The organism is Janthinobacterium sp. LM6 (genome assembly GCF_002002885.1).
Taxonomy (GTDB): domain Bacteria; phylum Pseudomonadota; class Gammaproteobacteria; order Burkholderiales; family Burkholderiaceae_D; genus Janthinobacterium; species Janthinobacterium kumbetense.
In genome coordinates this window covers 2,883,397-2,908,466 of sequence record NZ_CP019510.1, presented here as the reverse complement: position 1 = coordinate 2,908,466, position 25,070 = coordinate 2,883,397, and the positions used below count along the sequence as shown (strand labels likewise).

Annotated in this window: 21 protein-coding genes; 11 read left to right on the top strand and 10 right to left on the bottom strand. The window is 63.4% G+C overall.

All coding sequences use genetic code 11. The features are described from left to right. Positions 1-63: 63 nt before the first annotated feature. Entirely contained in the window at positions 64-1,704 is a 1,641-nt protein-coding gene (locus tag BZG29_RS13015; RefSeq protein WP_077403300.1) for a methyl-accepting chemotaxis protein, read from the bottom strand. A gap of 241 nt (positions 1,705-1,945) precedes the next feature. Next, positions 1,946-2,437: a chemotaxis protein CheW gene (locus tag BZG29_RS13010; RefSeq protein ID WP_035818113.1), complete on the bottom strand. Its 492-nt coding sequence runs from the start codon at positions 2,435-2,437 to the stop codon at positions 1,946-1,948. A 453-nt stretch (positions 2,438-2,890) separates the two neighbouring features. Here BZG29_RS13010 and BZG29_RS13005 point away from each other — a divergent pair, with 453 nt between their 5' ends. From BZG29_RS13005 to BZG29_RS12990, 4 genes are all read left to right on the top strand, one after another. Continuing rightward, on the top strand, positions 2,891-3,541 hold the full coding sequence (locus BZG29_RS13005; protein ID WP_077403297.1) for an HD domain-containing protein: 651 nt from the start codon (positions 2,891-2,893) through the stop codon (positions 3,539-3,541). A gap of 156 nt (positions 3,542-3,697) precedes the next feature. Next, positions 3,698-4,978 (top strand): TCR/Tet family MFS transporter, encoded by a 1,281-nt coding sequence (locus tag BZG29_RS13000; protein WP_077403293.1) that lies wholly within the window; start codon positions 3,698-3,700, stop codon positions 4,976-4,978. Between the two features lie 100 nt (positions 4,979-5,078). Beyond that, positions 5,079-5,900 carry a transporter substrate-binding domain-containing protein gene (locus tag BZG29_RS12995; protein ID WP_077403290.1) on the top strand — a complete coding sequence of 274 codons (822 nt, stop codon included), beginning with the start codon at positions 5,079-5,081 and terminating at the stop codon, positions 5,898-5,900. Between the two features lie 7 nt (positions 5,901-5,907). Next, positions 5,908-6,765, top strand: a complete 858-nt coding sequence (locus BZG29_RS12990; protein WP_077403287.1) for a DMT family transporter — start codon at positions 5,908-5,910, stop codon at positions 6,763-6,765. On the opposite strand, the gene BZG29_RS12985 is transcribed toward BZG29_RS12990, so the two are convergent. Beyond that, positions 6,762-8,723, bottom strand: a complete 1,962-nt coding sequence (locus BZG29_RS12985; RefSeq protein WP_077403284.1) for a CocE/NonD family hydrolase — start codon at positions 8,721-8,723, stop codon at positions 6,762-6,764. The genes BZG29_RS12990 and BZG29_RS12985 overlap by 4 nt on opposite strands. 317 nt (positions 8,724-9,040) lie before the next feature. On the opposite strand from BZG29_RS12985, the gene trpS reads away from it, so the two are divergent. From trpS to BZG29_RS12965, 4 genes are all read left to right on the top strand, one after another. Beyond that, complete coding sequence (trpS, locus tag BZG29_RS12980; RefSeq protein ID WP_253192867.1) at positions 9,041-10,120, top strand: tryptophan--tRNA ligase; 1,080 nt, start codon at positions 9,041-9,043, stop codon at positions 10,118-10,120. A gap of 129 nt (positions 10,121-10,249) precedes the next feature. Next, positions 10,250-11,839 (top strand): pyridoxal-dependent decarboxylase, encoded by a 1,590-nt coding sequence (locus tag BZG29_RS12975; RefSeq protein WP_077403281.1) that lies wholly within the window; start codon positions 10,250-10,252, stop codon positions 11,837-11,839. A gap of 35 nt (positions 11,840-11,874) precedes the next feature. After that, positions 11,875-13,128, top strand: a complete 1,254-nt coding sequence (locus tag BZG29_RS12970) for a voltage-gated chloride channel family protein (protein ID WP_077403278.1) — start codon at positions 11,875-11,877, stop codon at positions 13,126-13,128. After that, positions 13,125-13,856, top strand: coding sequence for a class I SAM-dependent methyltransferase (locus BZG29_RS12965; RefSeq protein WP_077403275.1), 732 nt, complete (start codon positions 13,125-13,127; stop codon positions 13,854-13,856). The genes BZG29_RS12970 and BZG29_RS12965 overlap by 4 nt, the downstream gene beginning before the upstream one ends. On the opposite strand, the gene BZG29_RS12960 is transcribed toward BZG29_RS12965, so the two are convergent. From BZG29_RS12960 to BZG29_RS12935, 6 genes are all read right to left on the bottom strand, one after another. Next, positions 13,853-14,764, bottom strand: coding sequence for an ADP-ribosylglycohydrolase family protein (locus tag BZG29_RS12960; RefSeq protein WP_077403272.1), 912 nt, complete (start codon positions 14,762-14,764; stop codon positions 13,853-13,855). The genes BZG29_RS12965 and BZG29_RS12960 overlap by 4 nt on opposite strands. 108 nt (positions 14,765-14,872) lie before the next feature. Then, positions 14,873-15,820, bottom strand: coding sequence for a cupin-like domain-containing protein (locus BZG29_RS12955; RefSeq protein ID WP_077403269.1), 948 nt, complete (start codon positions 15,818-15,820; stop codon positions 14,873-14,875). Between the two features lie 216 nt (positions 15,821-16,036). After that, positions 16,037-16,780: a DNA-binding protein gene (locus tag BZG29_RS12950; protein WP_046684938.1), complete on the bottom strand. Its 744-nt coding sequence runs from the start codon at positions 16,778-16,780 to the stop codon at positions 16,037-16,039. Positions 16,781-17,057: 277 nt separating this feature from the next. Next, positions 17,058-17,675, bottom strand: a complete 618-nt coding sequence (locus tag BZG29_RS12945) for an LON peptidase substrate-binding domain-containing protein (RefSeq protein ID WP_077403265.1) — start codon at positions 17,673-17,675, stop codon at positions 17,058-17,060. Between the two features lie 51 nt (positions 17,676-17,726). Next, on the bottom strand, positions 17,727-18,965 hold the full coding sequence (locus BZG29_RS12940; protein ID WP_077409085.1) for a DEAD/DEAH box helicase: 1,239 nt from the start codon (positions 18,963-18,965) through the stop codon (positions 17,727-17,729). Positions 18,966-19,084: 119 nt separating this feature from the next. Then, positions 19,085-21,166 (bottom strand): TonB-dependent siderophore receptor, encoded by a 2,082-nt coding sequence (locus BZG29_RS12935; RefSeq protein ID WP_253192866.1) that lies wholly within the window; start codon positions 21,164-21,166, stop codon positions 19,085-19,087. Positions 21,167-21,558: 392 nt separating this feature from the next. On the opposite strand from BZG29_RS12935, the gene asd reads away from it, so the two are divergent. Beyond that, the gene (gene asd / locus BZG29_RS12930) at positions 21,559-22,407 is read left to right on the top strand and encodes an archaetidylserine decarboxylase (RefSeq protein ID WP_077403258.1); all 849 of its coding nucleotides are present in this window, start codon (positions 21,559-21,561) and stop codon (positions 22,405-22,407) included. Between the two features lie 17 nt (positions 22,408-22,424). On the opposite strand, the gene BZG29_RS12925 is transcribed toward asd, so the two are convergent. Beyond that, positions 22,425-23,330: a LysR family transcriptional regulator gene (locus BZG29_RS12925; protein WP_077403254.1), complete on the bottom strand. Its 906-nt coding sequence runs from the start codon at positions 23,328-23,330 to the stop codon at positions 22,425-22,427. Positions 23,331-23,444: 114 nt separating this feature from the next. Between BZG29_RS12925 and BZG29_RS12920 the strand changes: the two genes are divergently transcribed. Next, on the top strand, positions 23,445-24,044 hold the full coding sequence (locus tag BZG29_RS12920) for an NAD(P)H-dependent oxidoreductase (RefSeq protein ID WP_070311835.1): 600 nt from the start codon (positions 23,445-23,447) through the stop codon (positions 24,042-24,044). Positions 24,045-24,101: 57 nt separating this feature from the next. Further along, positions 24,102-24,977 (top strand): pirin family protein, encoded by an 876-nt coding sequence (locus BZG29_RS12915; RefSeq protein WP_077403251.1) that lies wholly within the window; start codon positions 24,102-24,104, stop codon positions 24,975-24,977. The last annotated feature ends 93 nt before the right edge of the window (positions 24,978-25,070 follow it).

The window sequence follows — 25,070 nt, the reverse complement described above, 5'->3', positions numbered from 1 at the left end:
CTAAAAAAGCGGAACCAGACTATATAAAAGGGGTTGCGGCTGCCCAGGGCAGCCGCGGCGGCATCAGCGCGTGCCGATGCGCAAGGTGGTTTGCGGCGCTGCCGGGCGTTTCTGCACGTGCTGCACACCCTTCCCGCCGCCGGCGCCGGCCTGCTGGCCATTGAGTTTAAAGACGCTGACCACTTGCGCCAGGTTGTGCGCCTGGTGCTGCATCGATTCGGCGGCGGCCGCCGACTCTTCCACCAGGGCCGCATTTTGTTGCGTCACAGCATCCATCTGGCCGATGGCCCGGTTGATCTCGTCGATGCCCACGCTTTGCTCGCTGCTGGCTGCCGTAATTTCCGTGATGATGTCGCTCACGCGCTGCACGCTGTCGACGATATCGTTCATGGTCGAACCGGCTTGCGCCACCAGCATGCTGCCCGCGTTGACTTGCTCCACGGACGCGCCGATCAGGGTCTTGATCTCTTTCGCCGCCGACGCGGAACGCTGCGCCAGGTTGCGCACTTCGGACGCCACGACGGCAAAGCCGCGGCCCTGCTCGCCTGCGCGCGCCGCTTCCACGGCCGCGTTCAGCGCCAGGATATTCGTCTGGAAGGCGATGCCGTCGATGACGCTGATGATGTCGACGATTTTATTGGACGAGGCATTGATCGATTCCATCGTGCCCACCACTTGCGCCACGACCGCGCCGCCCTTGACGGCCACTTGCGCCGCCGACGCCGCCAACTGGTTCGCCTGGCGCGCATTATCCGCATTTTGCTTCACGGTGCTGGTCAACTCTTCCATCGACGAAGCTGTTTCTTCCAGGGAACCGGCCTGCTCTTCCGTGCGGGAAGACAGGTCCTGGTTGCCGGCGGCGATCTGCGTCGACGACGTCGCGATGCTGTCCGTGCCGCTGCGCACTTCGCCCACGATATTGAGCAAGCTCGTGTTCATGTCCTTCAGGGCCAGCAAAAGTTGCCCAGTTTCATCTTTGGCGCTGGCGTCGATCTGCGCCGTCAAATCGCCATCGGCCACCTTGCGGGCAATGTCCACGGCCGTGCGCAGGGGGCGCACGATGCCCATCGTCAAGACCCAGGCGCAGACGACGCCAAAAGCCAGCGCCAGCGCTGCCAGCACCAGCATCAGGTTGCGGCTGGTATTGGCGACGGCGTCGATCTCGCGCGCGGTCGTGTCGATGCTGGCGCGCTGGTGTTCCAGCAAATCCGAGACCATCTTCTGGTACTTGGCGGCGGCCGGCACGAAAGTCTTTTCAAACACGTCATTGGCGGCATCGACCTGCGCTTCACCCTTCAGCTTGTAGACCTGGTCGCGCGAACCGATGTATACCTTGCGCTGTTCCAGCAAGCCCGCGAACATGGCTTTTTCCTCCGGCTTGTCGATCAGCGCCTCGATTTTCTTTTGCAGCTCGGCCGAGCTGGACGACGAGACTTTCGATTCTTCGGCGAAATAGCCGCTCAGCGAAGTGTCGCTGCTGCGGGCAATGGCGATGGTGCGGCGCACGGCGCTGTCGATACGGCCATACCAGTCGGAAATATAGCGTTCCTTCGCCAGCGGCTGCTCCATCATGACGCGCGTGGCGCTCGCCACGTCATGCAGGCGCCAGACGCTGATGCCCGTAATGAGCATGGAAAACAGCAAAATCACGGCAAAACCGAGTCCCAGGCGGACACCGATGCTGACGTTGCGTAATAAATTCATGTGACTATCCTAAAAACCCGGATGCCGGCGTGGCGGCCGGCTGGCGCTCCCGCTCTGGGCGGACGCTGGCTGGCTGATCTGGCGAAACGGGCGTAAAAAGTGAAACTCAAGTGAAACTGGCGCACGGTTCGGCTGAACCGTGCGCCAGGAAATGCGCTAGCGTGCGCCTTGCAGAAAAAGCAAACAATGCTTGGGGTCAATTGTTTCCAACAAACTTGGCCGACTGACCTTCCGCAAGAATTTAAGCAGCCAATTTTTCAATCAAACCCATGTCGGCGCTGGACATCAACTGGTCGATATCGACCAGGATGAGCATGCGCTCGTCGATAGTGCCCAGGCCGATCACGTATTCCGTGTTGATCGAACGGCCCATGTCCGGCGCCGGCTTGATCTGTTCCGGCATCAGCGTGGTGACGTCGGAAACGCGGTCGACGACCATGCCGACGACGCGGTTGCCGATATTGAGGATGATGACGACGGTGAACTGGTCATAGCTGGGCGTGCCCAGGTTGAACTTGATGCGCATGTCGACGATGGGCACGATGATGCCGCGCAGGTTGACCACGCCTTTGACGAACTCGGGCGCGTTGGCGATGCGGGTCGGCGTTTCATAGCTGCGGATTTCGCTGACTTTCTGGATGTCGATGCCATATTCTTCCTGGCCCAGGGTAAAGGCCAGGTATTCGGCAGCCTTGGCAACGGTTGCGCCAGTGTCGCTGGAAATGGTATTCATGATATTCCTTTCGTTAACTCGCCTGGGGCGCAGGCCAAGGCACGCTGCAAGCAAGCCTTGGACGTGGCAGAGTCATCCAACAGGGGATGGCCGCCACTTGTGTGTTTTTGCAAATATTTTCTAGCAATTAGCTTATGCCTCTAATTTCCGTGCGGCAATGTTACCCCATGTAAATTTTACATGCACTAAAAAAGAGCAACCGTCTGATTTTTGATTTTCAAAGATGCAATTTATGTGGCGAATGCGGCACGCCGGCGTGCCTGCCCCCCGCAGTACTGGCGGCCCTTGCTTTATGTAAATTTTACATGCGCTAAAAAAAAGCGACCGACTGATTGTTGATTTTCAAAGATACAATTTATGTGGCGAATACGGCACGCCGGCGTGGCGGCTCCCCGCCACGCGCGGCGGCGTTTTATGCCACACTGGCGGCCCCTGCTTTTTACGACTGTGAACATGCATTCTTTGCTTTCCCAATGGCAACCACGCCTGCTGGCGCTGGCCACGGCCGGCCTGGGCGATGACGGCGCCCACGACCTCAACCACCTGCACCGCGTCTGGCGCAATGCCAGTGTCCTGCTGCAAGACCATGCGGACGCGGACGCCCTCACCGTGATGGCCGCCTGCTACCTGCACGACCTGGTCAACCTGCCCAAAAACCACCCCGAGCGCCACTTGGCCTCGCGCCAGGCGGCAACGCTGGCTTGTCGCCAGCTGGCGGAACTGGATTTTCCGGCAGAAAAATTGGCCGGCGTGGCCCACGCCATCGAGACGCACAGTTTTTCCGCCGACTTGCCGCCGCACACGATCGAAGCGCAAATCGTGCAGGATGCCGACCGCATCGATGCGCTGGGCGCCGTGGGACTGGCGCGGTTGTTCTATACGGCGGCGCGCATGGATAGCGCGCTGGCGCATGGCACGGATCCGCTGGCGCAGCAGCGTCCGCTCGACGACAAGGCCTACGCGCTCGACCATATCGTCACCAAGCTCGACAAGCTGCCCGGCAAGATGCAGACGGCGGCGGGCCGCGCACTGGCCGAACAGCGGCTGGCCGTGCTGACGGACTTCCGCGCCGCCTTCGCCGACGAATGGGGAATTGCTCTCTAGCATGGGTGGCGATAGCCAGCATGGCCCACGCTGTCTATAATGCAAGGCTCAGCTATCGCGCCGCGCGCCAGCAGGAAGCTGCCACGCGCCGGCGCCACGCCAACAACTGAACTCCGCACGCCGCACGGCGTCGCGGGGTGCGCGCCGAAAGCATGCATGTCCGATAAAACCAGCCCCGACAGCCATCCCCCGTCATCCCCCGCCCCAAAGAGCGCCGGCAACCTCAATTTCATCCTCGTCTGCGTCTTCATCGACATGCTGGGCATCGGCCTGGTGGTGCCCGTGCTGCCCATCCTGATCGGCGACTTTGTCAACGGCAAGGATGAGCAAGCATTCTGGTACGGCATCATGGCGGCCGTCTTCGGCTTGCTGCAATTCATCTTCATGCCCATGCTGGGCGCCATCAGCGACCGCGTGGGACGCCGTCCCGTGCTGCTGTACTCGATGGCCGGCATGGGCATCAACTTTCTCGCCACGGGCTGGGCGCCGAACCTGGCCTGCCTGTTCATCGGCCGCATCATCGGCGGCGTCTCGTCGGCCAGCATGTCTGTCGCGTCCGCCTATGCGTCCGACGTCTCCACGCACGACAACCGCGCCAAGAGCTTCGGCAAGATCGGCGCCGCCTTCGGCCTGGGCTTCATTTGCGGCCCCATGCTGGGCGGCCTGCTGGGCGAAATCAACCTGCACCTGCCGTTTTACGTGGCGGCGGGCCTGTCGGCGGCCAATTTCCTCTACGGCTATTTCTGCGTGCCCGAATCGCTGCAGCCGGGTCCGCGCGCACCGTTCACCCTGGCGCGCATCAACCCGTTTGCCGCCCTGCTCAAGCTGGTGCGCCGCGTGGAGATCCGCGGCCTGGTACTGGCCTTCGGCCTGATGACGTTTGCGCAAATGATGCTCAACACCACCTGGGTGCTGTACACGCACTTCCGCTTCGACTGGACGCCGCGCCAGAACGGCATCGCCCTGTTCTGCGTGGGCCTGTGCGCGGCCGTCGTGCAGGCGGGCTTGCTGGGCATCCTCATCAAGCGTTTCGGCGAAGTGCGCCTGTCCCTGCTGGGCATGGCCTCGGGCGCCCTGACCTATCTGCTGTACGGCCTGGCAACGCAGGGCTGGATGATGTATGCGCTGATCCTGTGCAACCTGCTGGCCTTTGCCGCCGGACCGGCGCTGCAAGGCATCATCTCGAAATCGTCCAACGCCAGCGAACAGGGAGAATTGATGGGTTCCTTGCAATCGATCAGCAGCCTGGGCATCATCTTCATGCCTTTGCTCGGCAGCATGATCCTCGGCGAAGTGAGCCACTTGCCGCCGCAGGACTGGCGCATCGGCAGCACCTTCTACCTGTGCGCCATCATGCAAACCCTGGGTATCCTGGTGGCCTGGCGCTACTTCAAGGTACAACGGCAGGCAAGACTTGTGGTTTCCACCACAAAGTAGTCGGTGGGATAATATTGTATTTGGGAAATAAATAGGCGAGAATGGGATAATCAGGCGGGCGTTGCCGACGCCCGCGATACGATGGTGAGCAAGGATGGGTATGACTGACTTTTATTCCAGCGCCTGGCGCCGAACCGTGGCCATGCTGGCGCTGGCGCTGCCATCGCTGGCGGGCGCGCAATGCTCGCGCGACATCCAGGTGCCCGTCTCGGCCATCGGCGCCAGCGTGGTGGTGAATGGCGCCACCATCAGCGGCATCTATCCCGACTTGCTGCGCGGCATGGGCGCCAAGCTCGGCTGCAATTTCATCTTCACGGCCGTGCCCCGCGCGCGCCTGGAAGCGATGTTCGAGACGGGCAAGGCCGACTTGCTGATCCCGGCCAGCAGCACCTTGCGGCGCGACCAGCACGGCCTGTTCATCCCCATGCTGGGCAGCCGGCCCCTGCTGATCTCGCTCCAGGGCGCGCGACCGCCCATCAACACCATGCAGGAACTGATCGAGCGGCGCGAATTGCGCGTGGCGCTCGTGCGCGGCTACGACTATGGCGCACCATACCAGGCGCTGGCGAAGGAATTGAGCAGCCAGGGCCGCCTGTTCTACGAAGTCGACGCGCTGTCCGTGGCGCGCCTGATGCAAAGCGGCTTCATCGACGCCACCATCATGAGTCCCACCATCCTCGCCGGCGTGGCGCAGAACGATGCGCGCGTGTATGGCCTGGCCGACCGTTTGCGCCTGGAAGCGTTGCCGGAATTGCCCTGGGGCATGAGCGGCGTCTACCTGTCGCGCAAGTCGCTGACGGCGGAAGACCAGGCGACCCTGCGCGAACTGCTGGACAGGGCGGGCCGCTCCGGCTCCGTGATGGAGGGCTTCCAGCGCCATCACCGCCAGGAACTGTTGTCGCTGAGCATACGCCCGCGCTAAGGCCTGCATGTCCGGTCTGGTCGTCGCCGTTGTCCTGTTTGCCGCCCTGCTGCACGCCAGCTGGAACGCCATCGTCAAGTCGGGCAAGGATACCTTCCTCAGCACGGTACTTGTTTCCGTCGGCGCGGCGCTGATTTCACTGGCCGTCTTGCCCTTCGTCAATACTCCCGCCCCCGCCAGCTGGCCCTACCTGGCCGCTTCGGCCGTGGCCCAGCTCGCCTATTATTCACTGCTGGCGGCCGCCTACAAGGCGGGCGACATGAGCCATGCCTATCCCTTGATGCGCGGCAGCGCACCATTGCTCGTGGCGCTGGCCAGCTGGCCGCTGATCGGCGAGCGCCTGTCGTCCATGCAAATGGGCGCCGTCGCCTGCATCAGCGCGGGCATCTTCGGCCTGTATTTCGCCGCGCGCCTGCCCGCCGCGGCCGGCGCCGCGACAAACACGGGGCGCGCCACGGCCTTTGCGCTGGGCAACGCCTGCGTCATCGCCAGCTATACCTTGATCGACGGCATCGGCGTGCGCCTGTCCGGCGCGCCGGCCGCCTACACCATGTGGATTTTTGTCTTGAATGGCGCCGGACTGCTGCTGTGGACGGCCTTGCTCCGTCCGGCCGACTTGCTTGCGTATGCGCAAACGCAATGGCGCCTGGCCGCCCTGGGCGGCTTCGGCACCCTCGCCTCGTATGGCCTGGCCCTGTGGGCCATGACGCAGGCGCCCGTGGCCGCCATCGCGGCCCTGCGCGAAACGTCGATCCTGTTCGCCATCGCCATCGCGGCCCTGTTCCTGCGCGAAAAGATCAGCCCCCGCCGCTACCTGGCCATCGGCCTGATCGCGGCGGGAGCGGTCTTGATGCGAATCGCTTAGCGGGCGTCCAGCGGCGCGATCGGCAACTCGATCGCGCTGGCCGCCCCTGCCGCGTGGTACACGCGCTGCGTCGCCTTTCTATAATGGCCCGGGTCGGCCAGGAAGATGTTCGGCACGTAGTTTTGCGGGTTGCGGTCGTACAGGGGGAACCAGCTCGACTGTACTTGCACGGCGATGCGGTGGCCGGGCAGGAAGACGTGATTCGCGTTCGGCAAGGCGAAGCGGTAGCGTTCCACCTTGCCCGCCGGTATCGGCGTCGGGTGCTCGAAGCTGTCGCGGTAGCGGCCGCGGAAGATATCCATCGCCACGCCCAGCTGGTAGCCGCCCATGGCCGGCTGCGACGGCACTTCGTCCGGATACACGTCGATCAGTTTCACGACCCAGTCGGCATCCGTGCCGCTGGTGGCGGCGAACAGGTTGACCATCGGCGCGCCGGCGATGCGCACGGCCGTCTTCAACGGTTCGGACACATAGCTGAGCACGTCCGTGCGGTCGGCATAGCCGCGCTGGTCGCTGACCAGCCATGGCTTCCACACATCGGGGTCCATGAGGCGCACGGGACGCGCCACGAAAGGCACGGGCTTGGCGGGATCGGCCACGTATTCATCGAAGGCGCCCTCAGCTGCATCCGCAGCGCCCGACGGCACCGCAAACCCCAGCCTGGAACCGTCCTGCAGGTAGATCGGCGTCAGTTTCGTGTCGCACGTCTCGCAGGCCAGCGGCCACTGCTGCAGGCGCTGCCACTGGTTGGTGCCGGTCTGGTACGACACCACGGGCGCCGTGTTCGCGTCCGGCGCGCCATCCTTCAGGTATTGATTCAGGAATGGCTGCATGACTTTTTCGCGGAACTGGCGCGCCGTATCGCCGTCAAACTTCAGGGCGCCCAGGCTGGAGCCGTCATAGTTGACGCCGCTATGGCGCCACGGGCCGATGGCCAGGTAGTTCAGGTTGTTGCGCTTGTCGCGCCCCTCCATCGCCGTGTAGGTGGCGTACGGGCCATAGATGTCTTCCTGGTCCCACTGCCCCACCACGTGCATGGTGGGCACGATCAGCGGGCGCTTGGCGAGGATCTTGTCGAGCGCCTGTTCCTGCCAATAACTGTCGTAGGCCGGGTGCTCGAACAGCTTTTTCGTGTAGGTCAGCTTGTCGATGCCGAACTTCTTCGCGTAATCACCGGCCGAGCCGATGCGCAGATAGGCATCGTATTCGTCATACACGCCCAGCGCCGGCGCCTCGCTACTGCCGCGCGCGCTCGTCTGCCACGCCAGGTAGGACAGGCTCGGCATGCGGAAGGCGCCGTTGTGGAACCAGTCGTCGCCGCGCCAGCCGTCGACCATGGCGCTCATGGGAATGGCCACCTTCAGCGCCGGATGCGGGTCGACCAGGGCCATCAGCACCGTATGGCCCTCGTACGAGGAACCCAGCATGCCCACCTTGCCATTCGTTTCCGGCACGTTTTTCACGAGCCAGTCGATGGTGTCCCACGCATCGGTGACGTTATCGACCTTGGTATGGTTCAGCGGGCCGCGCACGGGGCGCGTCATGACGTAATCGCCTTCCGAGCCATGCTTGCCGCGCACGTCCTGGAATACGCGGATGTAGCCGTTTTCCACCAGGGTATCGTCACCCTGCGGCAGGGCGGCCAGCATGCTGGGGCTGGCAGCGCGCTGGGCGCGGCGGGCAGCGTTATAGGGCGTGCGCGTGAGCATGATCGGCGCTTTCTGGGCGCCTTTCGGCACGACGATCACCGTGTACAGCTTGACGCCGTCGCGCATGGGGATCATCACCACGCGCTTGACGTAGTCATTCATATCGGGCATGACCAGCTTGGCGCCGATATCGGGCGTCATGGGCGGCGTTTGCGGGGTTTGCGGGGTTTGTGCCAGCAAGGGAGCGCTGAATAAGGTACTGACAAGCAGGGCCAGGCCGGTGAGCCGGACGGGGGACGACACGCGCATACTGTTCTCCAATGATTCATGCCACGCAAAAGTGGCCGAACGGCAATAGTACCCGGAAAGCAAGTTTTGCATAAGGCAAGCCTCTGACGCGGCGCAGCAGATAAATCCGGGCGCAAACTTGACAGAACGCGCCCGAACTGCAACCATAACGCCATGAAATTTATCCCTTCACAACACGCCTGCTTGAATTGGTGGTCCCGCTCACTTTCGCGCGGCCACTGCATAGTGATGTGAATTTGATCCACGCCGCCTCGATCGGTGGCGTAACAGGCTCAGCCTGGATCATCCCCGATGCAGGCGGCTCAAAAGGAAACTTGATGAGCTTGCCTAATACGCCCGATACCCCCGACACCCAGGACCAGAACGACGCCGCGCCGCTATCCGCCGCCGCCATCGCTTCGCAATCCGTGATCCTGACGGGCGACCGCCCGACCGGCCCCTTGCACCTGGGCCACTATGTGGGCAGCCTGCGCGACCGCGTCGCCTACCAGAACAGCTACAAGCAATTCATCATGCTGGCCGACGCGCAAGCGCTGACGGACAATATGGACGACATCGACAAGGTGCACCGCAATGTCGTCGAAGTGGCGCTCGACTACCTGGCGGTCGGCATCGACCCGACGAAAACCACCGTGTTCATCCAGTCGCAGATTCCGGAACTGGCCGAACTGACCTTTTACTACCTGAACATCGTCACCGTGGCGCGCCTCGAGCGCAACCCCACCGTCAAGGAAGAAATCCGCCTGCGCGGTTTCGAACGCGACATCCCGGCCGGCTTTTTGACCTACCCGGCCAGCCAGGCGGCCGACATCACGGCCTTCAAGGCGGGCGTGGTGCCCGTGGGCGAAGACCAAATCCCGATGATCGAGCAAACGAATGAAATCGTGCGCCGCTTCAACCGCATGTACAACCGCGAAGTGCTGATGGAATGCAAGGCGCTGGTGCCGGACATCGGCCGCCTGCCCGGCATCGACGGCAAGGCGAAGATGAGCAAGTCGCTGGGCAACACCATCAACCTGGGCGCGACCCCGGCCGAAATCACGGCCGCCGTGAAAAAAGTCTATACCGACCCGCTGCACCTGCGCGTGGAAGATCCGGGCCACCTGGAAGGCAACATCGCGTTTACGTACCTGGATGCGTTTGACCCGGAAAAAGCGGCGCTGGCCGAAATGAAAGCCCATTACGTGCGCGGCGGCTTGGGCGACAGCATCGTCAAGAAGCGCCTGGACCTGGTCTTGCAGGAAATGCTGGCGCCGATCCGTGCCCGCCGCGAAGAGTTCGCCAAGGACAAGGGGCAAGTCATCCAGATGCTGAAAGAAGGCACCTTCAAGGCACGCGAAGTGGCGGCCCGCACGGCCGATGAAGTCAAGTCGGCGCTGGGCCTGAACTACTTCTGATCAGCAGCAATAGCAAACTGATATAGCAAACTGATGCGCTCAGGCGGAGTCGGGTAAAATCCCGCTTCCGCCTGGGCGCAATTCGTTTGTCACCGTGGCACCAGCAATCCGTAGAGAAAACAACGCGCCATGACCGATACCCCTGTCGAACAGCTGCTGCAGCAGCATTTTTCCATCGATGCATTGCAGCAGGCGCCCGCGCCCCTGCGCCAGGCGCTGGGCATGCTGGGCGGCTGGCTGGCCGCCGAGCGCGACGCGGCCTATCCGCACACGCCGTATGCGGAGCTGCTGACGCAGCTGTCCGGCACCAGCCTGCCCGCGCACGGCATGCCCGTGGCGGATTTCCTGCAAGAACTCGACACCACCGTGCTGGCCAATACGGCCCAGCTGAACCACCCGCAATACATCGGCCACATGACCCAGGCCCTGCCCTGGATCAGCGTGCTGGCCGAAGCGTTTACGGCCACCCTGAACCAGAACCAGGTCAAGATCGAGACGGCGTATGTGTCGACCCTGATCGAAAAGCAGATCCTCGGTTGGCTGCACCGCCAGGTCTACCAGCAGCCAGAACATGTCTATACGCAAGCCATGGCCGCCACCAGCGGCGCGCTGGGCAATGTCGTCAATGGCGGCACCATGGGCAATTTGACGGCCCTGGCCGTGGCGCTGGAACAGCAATTGCCCGGCACGCGCAAGCGGGGCCTGTTTGCCGCCATGCAAGAATCCGGCTGGGCGGGGCTGGCCGTGATCGGCTCGGCCCGCAGCCACTATTCCGTCAAGAAGGCGCTGGCCACCCTGGGCCTCGGTGAAAACGCCTTGCACCTGGTCGCCGTCGACCGCGACAACCGCATCGACGTCCAGGCGCTGGAAGCAACGATTGCCGACTTGAAATTGCGCAATATCAAGGTCGTCGCCATGATCGGCATCGCCGGCACGACGGAAACGGGCGCCATCGACCCGCTGGCCGCCATGGCAGCGATTGCCGCGCGGGAAAGCATCTGGTTCCATGTGGATGCGGCCTGGGGCGGCGCCCTCTTGATCGCGGAGCAGTACCGCCCGCTGTACGACGGCATCGCCCTGGCCGACTCCGTCGTCATCGACGGGCACAAGTTGCTGTGGGTGCCGATGGCGCAAAGCATGGTGCTGTTCAAGGACAGCGCCAGCCTGAACTTATTGAAACACAACGCCAACTACATCTTGCGCGACAACTCGGGCGACCTGGGCCAGACTTCGCTGGAAGGCTCGCGCCGCTTCGATGCCTTGAAACTGTGGACCTCGTTCAAGGTGCTCGGTGTGTCCGGCTACACGACCTTGCTGCAGCAGGCGGCCACCTTGTCCGGCCAGTTGCAGGATTTATTGGCCGACCAGCAGGATTTCGAACTCGTCACGCGCTCGGACACCTTCATCCTGACCTACCGCTACGTGCCCGCGCACTTGCGCCAGCGCATGGAAAGCTTGCTGGCCGGCGGCCAGGTGGAGGCAGCGACAGAGCTGAACAAGCAACTGAACACCTTGAACGCCAAGCTGCAAAACCGGCAAAAGGCGCAGGGCCACAGCTTTGTGTCGCGCACGGTACTCGAATCGACGCGCTACCCCGGCCCGACCAATGTGCTGCGCGTGATCATGACGAATGTCAAGACGCGCCCCAACCACTTGCGCGCCATCCTGGCCGAACAGCGGGCCATCGGCCAGACGCTGGTGACGGAACTGGGATTGTAAGAACGTTCCACCCATCAACCTTGACTGGATGCCCGATGCAGCGTCTTAGCGCCCTCACCGATCTGTTGAAGCATCTGTTCAAATGGCTGCTGCTTGCGAGCGTCGTGGCCGCGCTGGCGGGCTCGGCCTCGGCCGCTTTCCTGTTCGCGCTGGACTGGGCGACACGCACGCGCCTGGCGCACGCCTGGCTGATCTGGCTGCTGCCCGTGGCGGGCTTTGCCGTCGGCTGGCTGTATTTGCGCTACGGCAGCAGTGTCGAAGGCGGCGCGAACCTGCTCATCGATGAAATCCACGATCCCAAGAAGATCATCCCCTTGCGCATGGCGCCGCTGGTGCTGGGCGGCACCGTCGTCTCACATCTGTTCGGCGCCTCGGTCGGGCGCGAAGGCACGGCCGTGCAGATGGGCGGCGCGCTGGCTGACCAGCTGACCCGCATGTTTCGTTTGAACAATGAAGACCGCCGCATCATCCTGATGGCCGGCATCAGCGCCGGCTTTGCCTCCGTCTTCGGCACGCCGCTGGCGGGCGCCCTCTTCGGCCTGGAAGTGCTGGCCATCGGCCGCCTGCGCTACGAAGCCATGCTGCCCTGCCTGCTGGCCGCCGTCATCGCCGACCAGGTGGTCCTGCTGTGGGGTCCGCTTTTGCACATTGCTCACACGCATTACGCCGTGCCTTTGATCCCCGCCATCTCCGCCTGGACCTTGTCCGCGATAGTGATCGCGGGCGTGCTGTTCGGCGTGACCGGCAACGTGTTTGCGCAAGCCACGCACGGCTTGAGTGCCTTGATGAAACGCAAGATTGCCTACGCCCCGCTGCGCCCGCTGATAGGCGGCCTCGTCGTCGCGCTTGCCGTGTGGCTGCTGGGCACCGACAAATATATCGGCCTGGGCATTCCCACCATCGTCGATGCGCTCAAGCAGCCGCTGCCCGCCTGGGATTTCCTCGGCAAGATAGCGTTGACCATCGTGTCGCTGGGCACGGGCTTCAAGGGCGGCGAAGTGACGCCATTGTTCTTCATCGGCGCGACCCTGGGCAATGCGCTGGGCCCTCTGCTGCACCAGCCCGTCACCCTGCTGGCCGCCATCGGCTTCGTCGCCGTGTTTGCGGGCGCGGCCAACACGCCGATTGCCTCGACCCTGATGGCGATGGAGCTGTTCGGCGCGGAGATCGGCGTGTACGCCGCCATCGCCTGCGTCGTGGCCTATCTGTTTTCCGGCCACGCGGGCATTTACCGGGCGCAACGCAGCGGGCATGCCAAGCGCCATCCTGCCAAGGATCTCGACACATGACGCAGAATATCTACGATAACGACGCCTTCTTCACGGCCTACAGCCAGCTGCCGCGCTCCGTCGGCGGACTCGACAGCGCACCAGAATGGCCGGCCCTGCGCGCCCTGCTGCCCGACCTGCAGGGAAAAAGCGTGCTGGACCTGGGCTGCGGCTATGGCTGGTTCTGCCGCTGGGCTGCCGAGGCCGGCGCGGCGCGGGTGCTGGGCGTGGACGTGTCGGAAAAGATGCTGGCGCAGGCGCGCGCCATGGGAGAGCATGCGGCCGTCAGCTATGCGCGGCTTGATCTGGAACAACTGGCCTTGCCGCCGGCCAGCTATGATCTGATTTACAGCTCGCTGGCATTCCACTACATCGAAGGCTTCGCCACCTTGCTGGCCGCCATCCGCCAGGGTTTACAGCCGGGCGGCAAGCTGGTGTTTTCCATCGAGCATCCGATCTTCATGGCGCCGCGCCAGCCCGGCTGGCTGACGGATGCGCAAGGCCGCAAGCGCTGGCCCGTCGACAGTTACCAGGAACAAGGCCCGCGCGTGTCGGACTGGCTGGCGCCGGGTGTGATCAAGCAGCACCGCACCCTGGGCACGACCTTGAACGCCTTGCTACACGCCGGTTTCGAGCTGGAACATGTGGAAGAATGGGGTCCCGGCGATGAGCAAGTCGCGCAGCAGCCGTCCCTGGCCGAAGAAAGAGAACGACCGATGCTGTTGCTGGTAGGCTGTAGCCTGCGCTAGCCCCGGGCCCGCTCGAACAATTTGCCCGCCAGCTCTTCGATATCGCCGCGCATGGCCAGCACTTCCAGCCAGCGCGCCGGGATTGCCTGGGCCCCATAATAGGCGCCGGCAAGCTGGCCGACGATGGCGCCGGTCGTATCGGCATCCTCGCCCAGGTTGACGGCGCGCAACACAGCCTCTTCCAGTGAGTCGGTATTGAAGAAGCACCAGAGCGCCGCTTCCAGCGATTCAACACAATAGCCCGTGCCGCGTATCTGCCCTTCCGTCTTGGCGATGAAGTTGCCACTGGCCAGCTCCACCAGCTTGGGTTCGACAGGCCGGTAAGCCACACTGTCCATGAGCGCCTCTTTCGGCGTACCCGCCAGCGCGCTGCACAGCAAGGCGGCGAACAACTGGCAGCTTTCGATGGCTTCCGGCGCCGCGTGGGTCGTGCGCGAGCTATCGGCGGCGTAAGCGACGACCGCCACCACATCCGGATAGGCAAACAGCACGACGGGAGCCAGGCGCATGAGCGAGCCATTGCCTGCTGTCATCGGCGCGGTGGAACCACTGTAGGGATTGTCTGTTTCCTGGAAACTGGCCAGCGCGCCCCTGACCGTGCCACCGATATCGAAGCAGGTGCCGGTGGAGCTCAGGTAGCCCCATTGCCACCAGTTCAGATACCGCACCATCTGGTCCGCCGGATCGAACACCCCTTTCAATACCAGGCTCTCGGCCAGGCACAGCGCCATCGAAGTATCGTCCGTCCACTGTCCCGGCTGCAGGCCGAACGGGCCGCCGCCAGTCATGTCCGTCACGGGCGCGAAACTGCCGCGCGGGGCAAATTCCACGGCCGTGCCGACGGCATCGCCGCAGGCCAGCGCCAGCATGGCGCCCAGATAACGATTATTCAAGCTCGATGTGATCATTGCTCTCCATGCAGATGAGGTTGCGGATGAAGAAGACATGATAACAAGCTGGACGACAATTCCCCCGCATGGTCTGCGCGCCGATGGCAAGGCCATCGGTCCATCCGATTACGCCTCGGTACGCCGCAGCGCCATCTCCCCATGCAGGGCCAGCGGCACGGCCCTGGCCCAGCGGTTCGACGACAGCGAAAACGTCAGCGCGCGCACCTGGTGGTACCAGCCCGCGGGCACGTACAGCATGTCGCCCGGCTCGACGAGGCATTCGATCATGGTCGCCTGGCGCGCCAGGGGAAAACGCTCGAAGTCGGGCGCTTCCGGGTCGAAGGGCGAGCCGAACAGGATGGCGTTCGCTTCGCTGGGGTACAGGAATTCGTCGTGGTGCGGCGGCGACAGGAAGATACGCTTGCGGCCCCACACCTGGGCGAAGATATTGTCGTCGTAATCGCAATGCAGGGGCGTGACCGTGCCGGCCGGCCCCACCCAGAAGCGCGGCGGGCCCATCTTGTCGAAATACGCGGGCCAGTGGCACAAACGGTTCAGTTCGCGCAATTCCAGGTTGCCCAGGTAAGGCGGCAACGCGTGCCTGCCCTCTGCCACCAGGTCCAGGTATTGCCCCATCGACATATCCTGCATGGCACGGTCGGCCGCAAAGGCCGTGTTGATGTAATCGCCCACGCGTGCCCGCACGGGCACGTGACTGTACTGTTCGCGCAAGACTTCAGGTCCCATGGCCGACAGGGGCCAGCGCTGCACCAGCCCGCGCATCAGGAAAGGCAAGCCCAGCGCGGCCCGCGCGCGGAAGGCGGCGGCGTCCAGCATGGCCAGGCGCGGCACCTCGGTGATGCTGGGCAAGTCGCGCGCCGCCTGCTTGATGGCCCCGCGCATGGCGTCGATGGAGGTGACGCCGCGCACCTGCGCATCCTTGCCCTCGCGTGCCTGCTTGCGTGCGAGGGCCGCTTCGGGCGAACTGAATTGTGCTGGCGGCCGGGGCGGCAGCGCGCGCGGCGATATGGGCGTGGCCGCAAGCGGAAGCGGCACTTTCTTTTCTACGGGCATAAACCTTCTTTGCGATCAGGGCGTCGCACGACATGGCGCGACAGTTCGCCATTTTAAGCCAGCAAGGCCCGCATGACATATTCCCCCGACGCATCGACGCCTGACAACACCGTCGCGAGCGGAAGGTAGAGGTGGCTAAGAAGCGCAACCGTGCTGAAGCACGGTGAGCATCGCAGGCTACCTATACCGACGCGCAGCAGGTTTGGTCAGGTGTATTCAAACGGGCGTCTTGAATATCGGATCGACGATGAACTGCTGCGCCTTGATGCGCAAGGTGCGCTCTTCATCGAGCTCGGCGCGCGTTTCGCCCAGCTCTTCGCGCTCCGCTTCCAGTTCCAGGCGCGCCGCCGCCAGTTCCGTCTCCACGCGCGTCAGGCTTTCCAGCTTCAGCTGGGCCTGGATCAGTTCCGCGCGTGCCGCTTCGGCAGCCTCTTCCAGGCGCGGGATGCCTTCAAGCTTGAATTGCGCCTTGGCAAGGTCCATGCGCGCCTGCTCGGCCGCCTCTTCCAGGCGCGGTAAGCCTTCCAGGCGCAGCTGCGCCTTGGCCAGGTCCGTTCTAGCCTGGTTCGCCACTTGCCGCTCGCGTTCCAGCTCCTCGCGCAAGGTTTCCAGCTCGCCGGCCTGCAAGTCGAGCAACTCTTGCTGGCGCTCGTTCTCGCTGGCCAGGTCCATCAATTCCTGTTGATTGTCGTTCATCTCGGCTTCATGCGCGCTGTGGCTGGCGCTTAATTCCTGTCCTACATAATCGAGGATGGCTTGCTGCAGCACGGGCGACAGTTCGGCGGCGGCAGCGATCTGGCGCTGCGCACCCGCCTTGCGCCGCTGCAAGAGCTTGCTGATGGTGCCCAGGCAGGCGCCGTTGCCCAGCCGTTCGCGCAAGGCGCGCACCGTGATGGCCTGGCCTTCGCCCGCCATCGCTTCCATTGCCGCATTGATCTGTTCCGCGCTTACTTTTGCCATGTCGTGTGCTCTTGAATGTTGCTCAGGGCAATCTTGCCCAGGGGCATTATCTTATGCCAGCAGCGGCAAAGCGTAAAGTATTTCTCAATAGAAATTGCAATTGCACAACGGAAGCATGAGAAAACATGCGGGATGCGGTGTTTAGGACACCTAACAAAACCGTAGCGAGCGGATGTGAGTTGTGGCTGAGAAGCGGAGCTGTGCGAATGTACGGGGGCGCCGAGCCAGTGAGCATCGGAGGCCGCGACTCGCGACGCGCAGTAGGTTTTGATAGGCGTCACTCTTCGAGTAAACCATTTTCCGTCAGCATATCCTGCACCAGTTCCAGCCGCAGCACGGGATTGTCCTGGCTCAGCAAAAGCTGCTTCTGCATGGCGTTCAGCGACAGCAGCTCGCACCAGCGGTTCGCCACCCAGCCGCACTCGTCGAGCCGGTATGGCGGCTGCAGGGGCATTTGGTCAGGCGGGATCTTTTGCTCCTGCAAGGTGCGGATCAGCGCGCCGAGCGCGTCGGCCACGTTCTGCTGCTCTTGCGGGATGGGGATGGTCTTGTCGGGTGCCAAAGTTTCGATCCGCGCCACCCACAAGCCGTGCTTCAGCTGCTCGCTGGACACGATGTGAAAGCGCTGCATGCCCATGCATTTGATTTGCAGCAAACCCGACAAGGGCGCCGCCCAGTCGACGATGCGCGCCAGGGTGCCCACGGGCGCCAGGGTTTCCTGCTGGCCCGGCTTGCGCACTTCCGCGCCGTCCAGCAGCTGCACCACGCCGAACGGCTGCTCGCCCATGATGCACTGACGTATCATGTCCAGGTAGCGTACCTCGAAGATCTGCAGGGGCAGATAGCCATCGGGATACAGCACCGTATTGAGCGGGAACAAAGGTATCGAGGTCATGGCGCATGATGGCACGAATGCGATATCCGTGCTGCGCGCCTTGTGCGTCCTTTACTTATAAAAACGGCGCTTTTTCGCCCGCTCCGCCGCCTTCGGCGCCAGCACTTTCACTGCCTTTTTCTGGATGGTGCCGCCGGCGGACGTGCCCGGCACGCGGTGTTCCGCCTCGAAACCGGGCTCCTCGTTGCGTTTCAGGGTTTGCCGGGTCAGCGCTTCCACAGCCGACAGCAATTCGACTTCATCCGCGCAGACGAGGGAAATCGCTTCGCCCGAGGCGCCCGCGCGGCCCGTGCGGCCGATGCGGTGAATATAATCTTCCGCCACGGTGGGCAAGTCGAAATTGACGACGACGGGCAATTGATCGATATCGAGGCCGCGGGCAGCCACGTCGGTGGCCACCAGCACTTGCACCTCGGCAGATTTGAAGCGGGCCAGCGCGCGCAGGCGGTTCGGCTGCGTCTTGTCGCCGTGAATCGAATCGGCGCGCACGCCCTGCTCCAGCAAGGTGTTCACCAGCAGCTCGACACCCTTGCGCGTCTTGACGAAGACCAATACCTGGCCCCAGCGCTTTTTCTTCAGCAAGTGCAGGAACAGTTCCGGCTTGCGTTTCTTGTCGCACACGATCACCGACTGTTTCACGGCCTTGACCGTGCTGTTGCGCGCGCTGACTTCCACCGAAATCGGGTCTTTCAGCATGGTTTTCGCCATGGCGCGGATGGCGTCCGAGAAGGTGGCCGAGAACAGCAGGGTCTGGCGCTGCTTGGGCATGGTCATCAGCAAGATATCGAGCTCGCGCTCGAAACCGAGGTCCAGCATGCGGTCCGCCTCGTCCAGCACCAGGGTTTGCACCTGCTCGAACTTGACGGCGCCCTGCGTCTGCAAGTCGAGCAAGCGGCCCGGCGTGGCCACCAGCACGTCGAGGCCCTTGCGCAACTTGCTGATCTGCGGCTCGATGGGCACGCCGCCGTAGGCGACGAAGCTGCGCAGCGGCAAGTTGCCGCCATAGCTGCGGAAACTGGCATAGACTTGCTCGGCCAGCTCGCGCGTGGGCACCAGCACCAGCACGCGCACGCACTGGGGCGCCACCACGCCTTCCAGGGTCAGGCGCTGCAGCAGCGGCACGGCAAAGCCGGCCGTCTTGCCCGTGCCCGTCTGGGCGGCGGCCATCAGGTCGCGTCCGGCCAGCACGGCAGGAATCGCTTGCGCCTGCACGGGCGTGGGCTTGGCATAGCCGAGCTCGTCAAGTTTGCGGACCAGGGGATCGATCAGGCCGAGGGAGGAAAACGTCATGGGAAAAGCAATCTTGGCAAAGGAAAAGGCGGCGCGCACGGACAGGCCGTGCGCGCGATTGCCGAGATTATAGGCCAGCGGGGATGCCGGCCGGGGTTTTCAGTACGAGAACGTCACGATCAGAACTTCATTTCCAGGGTTGCGCGCGCCTGCGGCGAGCTCGGTGAAATGCTGTTGCGCACGATGGTGCCGCTGGCGTCCGCATACGTGGTGGTGCTTTCGAAGTCTTGCGCCAGCAAGTTGGACACGGCCAGGCGCAGCTGGTTCTTCGCATCGAATTTCCACAGCGCATAAATGTCGAGGTCGCGCCGCGGCGACGTGTAGGCGCTCTGGCGCTCGGTGATGCGCACGGGGCCGCCATTGCGGAAATTGAAGCTGCCGCCCGTGGTAAGCATGCCATCGGGCGTCTTGTAGTCGAGACCAAAGTTGCCGCTGACGGGCGTTTGCTGGTCGAGCCGGTTGTTTGGCCCCGGCACCTGCTCCACCTGCGACCAGTTGCGGCTGACGCTGGCGCGCAGGTCGATGGCCGGCACGGGCGCGGCCAGCACGGCGCGCAGCGGGAACTTCGCTTCCAGTTCCAGTGTCTGCGTATTCGCGCGACCATCGTTGACGGGCGTGGAGACCCAGCGGTCATTGATAAATAGCAAGCCCTGGCGCGTATAGCCGTCGATACGGCGGGCCGAGGCGCGCGCGCTGAGCAAGGCGCCTTCGGCCCAGTAATGTTCGTAGGAAGCGTCGATGCCCAGCGCCAGCTCCGGTTTCAGGTAGGGATTGCCTTCGCGGTCGGGGTCGGTCTGGCTGTTGTTGGTCGAGGTATTGCGGCGCGGAATCAGGCTCGATGTGGGTTGCGCCTTGTAGGTGCGCGTCAGGGCCAGACGCACCTGGTCGCCCTTGGTATCTGGCAACTTCCACAGGGTTTGCAGCAGCGGGCTCCACACGCTGGTGCGCTGATTCACTTCGTCATAGGTATCGCCCGCGCTGCGCGTATCGATACCTTCCCAGCGTACGCCCGCATACATCGACCAGCGCGGCGTGATTTCCCAGTCATCCTGCACGAACAAAGCCAGGCGCTGGATGGTGGCGTCGAAACCTTCGTCGCTGTCGACGGGCGGACGCACGCCCAAGGCGCTCAGGGCCGCTTCGCGCTGGCGGCGCGTTTCCTCGCGCTCCGTGTAGGCGCCATCCCAGCCCATCGACAGGGCATGGCCGGGCAGCAAGGGCGCGGAATACTTGCCGGTGGAACTGACGCCGTTTTCCGTCGCCTTCACGCCCACCTTGCGCTCGAGCGCCAGGCCGCTGCCGTCGATAAAGCCCTGCTGCAGGCTGTCGGACGTATTGCGGGCGGCCGAGGCGCCGATCTTCAGTTCCAGTTTGGCGCCGCCGGCCAGCTTGTGCATCCACGTCAGGTCGCTGCGGCCAAAGGCGTTGTGGTTGCTGGAACTGCCCGTATTCGTGTCGTAATCGGGGCGCAAGCCCAATTCTGTTTCCGCGCGGCTGAAATTGCGGTGGTTCGAGCGCCCGCCATTGAAAAAGAATTGCGCCGTCACGTTATCGCCGTTGGCCAGCACCCAGTTCAGGCGCGGCGACAGATTGATGCCTTCCGGACGGCCATCGCCCGTGCCATTCGTGCGGCGCAGCAGGTTTTGCCGGCCATCGGGCGCGTAGCCCAGTTCCACTCCGGGATTATCGTAATGATAATCGTAGCGGAACAGCGAAGCGGCCAGCGAATACGAGAAATTGCCGTCGCGGTCGGACAGTTGCAGGTTCACGCTGGGCGAAAAACTCACGTCGCTGCCCTGCACGCCCAGCTTGAGTTCGCGCTGCGCCGTTTTGACGGCCTTTTTCAGCACCACGTTGATGGTGCCGGCAATCGACTGCGTGCTGTATTCGGCGCTGGCCGCGTGCAAAATCTCGATGCGCTCGATGACGTCGGGCGACAGGGTGTCGAGCGAAAAACCGGCCGGCGCCCGCTCGCCATTGAGCAATATCTGCGTGTAGCCGCTGCCCAGCCCGCGCATGCGGATTTCGCCGCCCGTGCGCCCGGCCGCGCCGGACACGGTAATGCCGGGCAGGCGCTTGAGCACGTCGGTGACATTGCTGTCGCCATACTTGAGGATTTCTTCGCTGCTCACGACCATCTTGCTGGCCGTATCGTCGCGGCGCGGATCGTAGCCGCTGCCCTTCACTTCGACGGTCTGCATGGCGGGAGCGGTGAATTTCTCGGCCTTCTCGGCCTTCAGCGGCGCAGCGGCGGCATCCGCGGCTGGCGTTTCGGATTGCTGGGCCTGGACATTCCAGGCAAGTAAAACAGCGGAACAAAGGACGGTAAGGCGAAGGCAACGGCGTGGCATCATGACCTGGCTAAAAAAGTTGGCTGAATAAAAATGGCTAAAAGCTAAAAAACAGGCCGCTGTATTGTGCTGTAATTTTTTCCGCGTGGCACAGTTTCCTGAAAATATTTCCTATGGCAAATTAAATTCGGCGGCCGGCTACGCTACGCCCCCTTACATACGGTACATATCATTGCGCGCCACATCGCCGCTATAATGCGTTTTCATCATTGTTCCCATCACCCCGTCAAAGGCTTCCCATCGTGTCTGACCGTCTTGCCGTTTTGCCTCAATATCTGCTGCCCAAGGGAGCGTTGACCAATTTTGCCGGCCGGATCGCCGGCGCCAAGGGCGGCGCCATGACGACGCGCCTGATCCGCTGGTTCGTCGGCCGCTACAACGTCAACATGGATGAGGCGCTGGACCCGGACATCACGCACTACGCGAGCTTCAACGACTTTTTCACGCGCGCGCTGCGCCCGGACGCGCGTCCGCTGGCGCAAGCGGACTACGTCTGCCCCGTCGATGGCCGCATCAGCCAGTTCGGCACGATCGACAAGGACCAGATCTTCCAGGCCAAGGGCCACCATTTCAGCACGACGGCCCTGGTCGGCGGCGATGCGGCCCTGGCGGCCCAGTTCGAACACGGCAGCTTCGCCAATCTGTACCTGAGCCCGCGCGACTACCACCGCATCCACATGCCGTGCGATGGCCGCTTGACGCGCATGATTTATGTTCCCGGTGAACTGTTTTCCGTCAACCCGACGACGGCGCGCGGCATTCCCGGCCTGTTCGCCCGCAACGAGCGCGTCGTCTGCGTGTTCGACACGGCCAACGGTCCCTTCGTCATGACCCTGGTGGGCGCCACCATCGTCGGCAGCATGGCCACCGTCTGGCACGGCGTCGTCAACCCGCCCCGCACGGGCGAGATCCGCGACTGGAGCTATGCCAACGACAATGTGGTGCTGAAACAGGGCGAAGAGCTGGGCCGCTTCCTGCTGGGCTCCACCGTCGTGATGCTGTTCCCGAAAGACACCGTGCAATTCAATGCCAACTGGCAACCGGCCGGCCCCGTGCAGCTGGGCGAAGTCATGGGCAACGTGCCCAGCTAAGCCAACAGGATGCGCGCCTACACGGGCGCGTCCGTGCGGTACATTTCCTCCATCAAGTCCAGAAACGCCCGCGTCTTGGCCGGCATCAGCCGCCGGCCGGGAAACACGGCCCAGCCCGTGACCAGCGGAAAACTCCACTCCGGCAACACGCGCACCAGTTCCCCCGTCGCCACATACGCCTTGGCGAAGCGGTCCGTGCTGGCCGCGATGCCCACGCCCGTGCAGGCCATGCGCACCAGCAATTCCGGCGAATTGGCCAGCAGGCGCACGGGCAAGTCCCGTTCCCACGTTGTCTTGCCGCGGATCAAAGTCCAGTGCACGAGGCCATGCACGGCGCGTGGCAAGCTCAATAAATCGTGGCCATACAGATCGTCGGGATGCTCGGGCAAGCCATGCACGCTCGTGTATTGCGGCGAGGCATACAGGGCCAGGGTGCTGAAGGCCACGCGGCGCGCGGCCAGGCTGGCATCGTCGGGCAAGTTGCCCATGCGGATGGCCAGGTCGAAGTTCTCTTCCAGTAAATCCACGCGGCGCGCCGACAAGTCCAGTTCCAGCGAAATGGCCGGATAGCGGCGCACGAACTCGGCCAGGACCTGGCGCATCAGGGTGTCGCCGAAATCGGCCGGCATGGAAATGCGCAGCAAGCCGCTGGGCCCCGCCTGGCGGTGCTGGGCCAGGGCGCCGGCCGCTTCCGTTTCTTCCACCACCTTGCGCGCATGCTCGAGCAGGCTGGCGCCGAATTCCGTCAGCGCCAGCTTGCGCGTGGTGCGCAGCAGCAGCCGTTCGCCCAATTTCGCTTCCAGCAGCGAGATGCGGCGCGACAGGGTCGACTTGGGCAAGTCCACGCGCACGGCGGCGCGCGAGAAACTGCCGCATTCGACGACGCGGGCGAACAGCAGCAAATCTCCGGGATCGATGTCCATAGCTTTAATTGTTCCATGAATGGGTTAATGTTATCCATTTTAACGGCTTCCGCATCAATTTTGGAATTGCTATAGTTCATCCATCGCAAGACACCTCACAACGGAGAAAACAAGATGAACATCCTGCAAATCAATTCCAGCGCCCGCAGCACCGGTTCCGCCTCGACCCGCCTGGCTGACGCCATCGTTGCCCGCGTGCAAGCCGCCAACCCTGGCGCCACCCTGGCGCGCCGCGACCTGGCTGCCCAGCCGCACCCCGTGCTCGACGAGCCGACCCTGCAAGCGCTGTTCACCCCGGCCGACAAGCGTACGCCGGAACAGGCGGCCCGCATCGCCCTGGACGACGCGCTGATTGCGCAAGTGCAAGCGGCCGACGTCATCGTCATCGGCGCGCCCATGTACAACTTCGGCATCACCGTGCAACTGAAAAGCTGGTTCGACGCGATTGCCCGCGCCAACGTCACCTTCAAGTACACGGAAAACGGCCCCGTTGGCTTGCTGACCGGCAAGAAAGTCTACGTGGGCCTGTCCCGCGGCGGCTTGCACCGCGACAGCGCCAACGATAGCCAGGTGCCTTACCTGAACACCATGTTCGGCTTCCTGGGCCTGACCGACGTGCAATACGTGTATTCGGAAGGCATGGGCATGGGCCCGGAAGCCGTGGCCAAGGCACAGGCGCAAGCCGATGCCGAGATCAACGCGATCCTGGTGTAATCCCCAGCAGTAAAAGGGGCGGCGCACTGGCGCCGTCCTGGCCTAGAGGAGAGAACAATGAGCGATACCACCACCGTCAACAAGCCACGCGCCGTCGAGCGCGTGATCGCCGGCCAGGCCGTCATGGATGGCGCCGGCGTGAAGATCAACCGCGTGCTGACGCAGCAGCTGCAGCGCCGCCTCGACCCGTTCCTGATGCTCGACAATTTCGCCAGCGACAAGCCGAACGACTATATCGCCGGCTTCCCCGAGCATCCGCACCGCGGCTTCGAAACAGTGTCGTACATGATCACGGGGCGCATGCGCCACAAGGACAGCGCGGGCCACGAAGGCTTGCTGACCTCGGGCGGCGTGCAATGGATGACGGCCGGCAGCGGCGTGATCCACTCGGAAATGCCGGAACAGGAAGAAGGCGTGATGGAAGGTTTTCAGCTGTGGCTGAACCTGCCCGCGCGCGACAAGATGCGCACGCCGTGGTACCGCGACTTCGACAGCAGCGAAATCCCCCGCTACACGACGGATGCGGGCGTGACCGTGCAAGTGATCGCCGGCACCAGCCATGGCGTGAAGGGCGCCGTGCAGCGCGAGCTGACGGAACCGTTGTACCTCGACATCGACTTGCCGGCCGGCAGCAGCTTCGAGCAGCCCTTGCCGCCAGGCCATAACGCTTTCATCTACACGTTCCGCGGCGAAGTGCAAGTCGATGGCAAGGCCGTGCCCGCTTTGCGTATGGCGATCTTCGCCAACACGCCGGGCAGCGACGGCGTGCGCATCGAGGCGCCGCAAGGCGGCCGCGTGATCCTCGTCGCCGGCCAGCCCTTGAACGAGCCCATCGCTCAGTATGGTCCGTTTGTCATGAATACCCAGGCGGAAGTATTCCAGGCCGTACAGGATTTCCGCGAAGGCAAGTTTGGCGAGACGGCCGCGCAGTAAATGATGTATCTCAGCAAAAACCTGCAGTGCCTTTAGGCCTGCAGGTTTTTTTACGTGCCGACTATGTTGTTGCTTTTCAATTACACTGGCGGC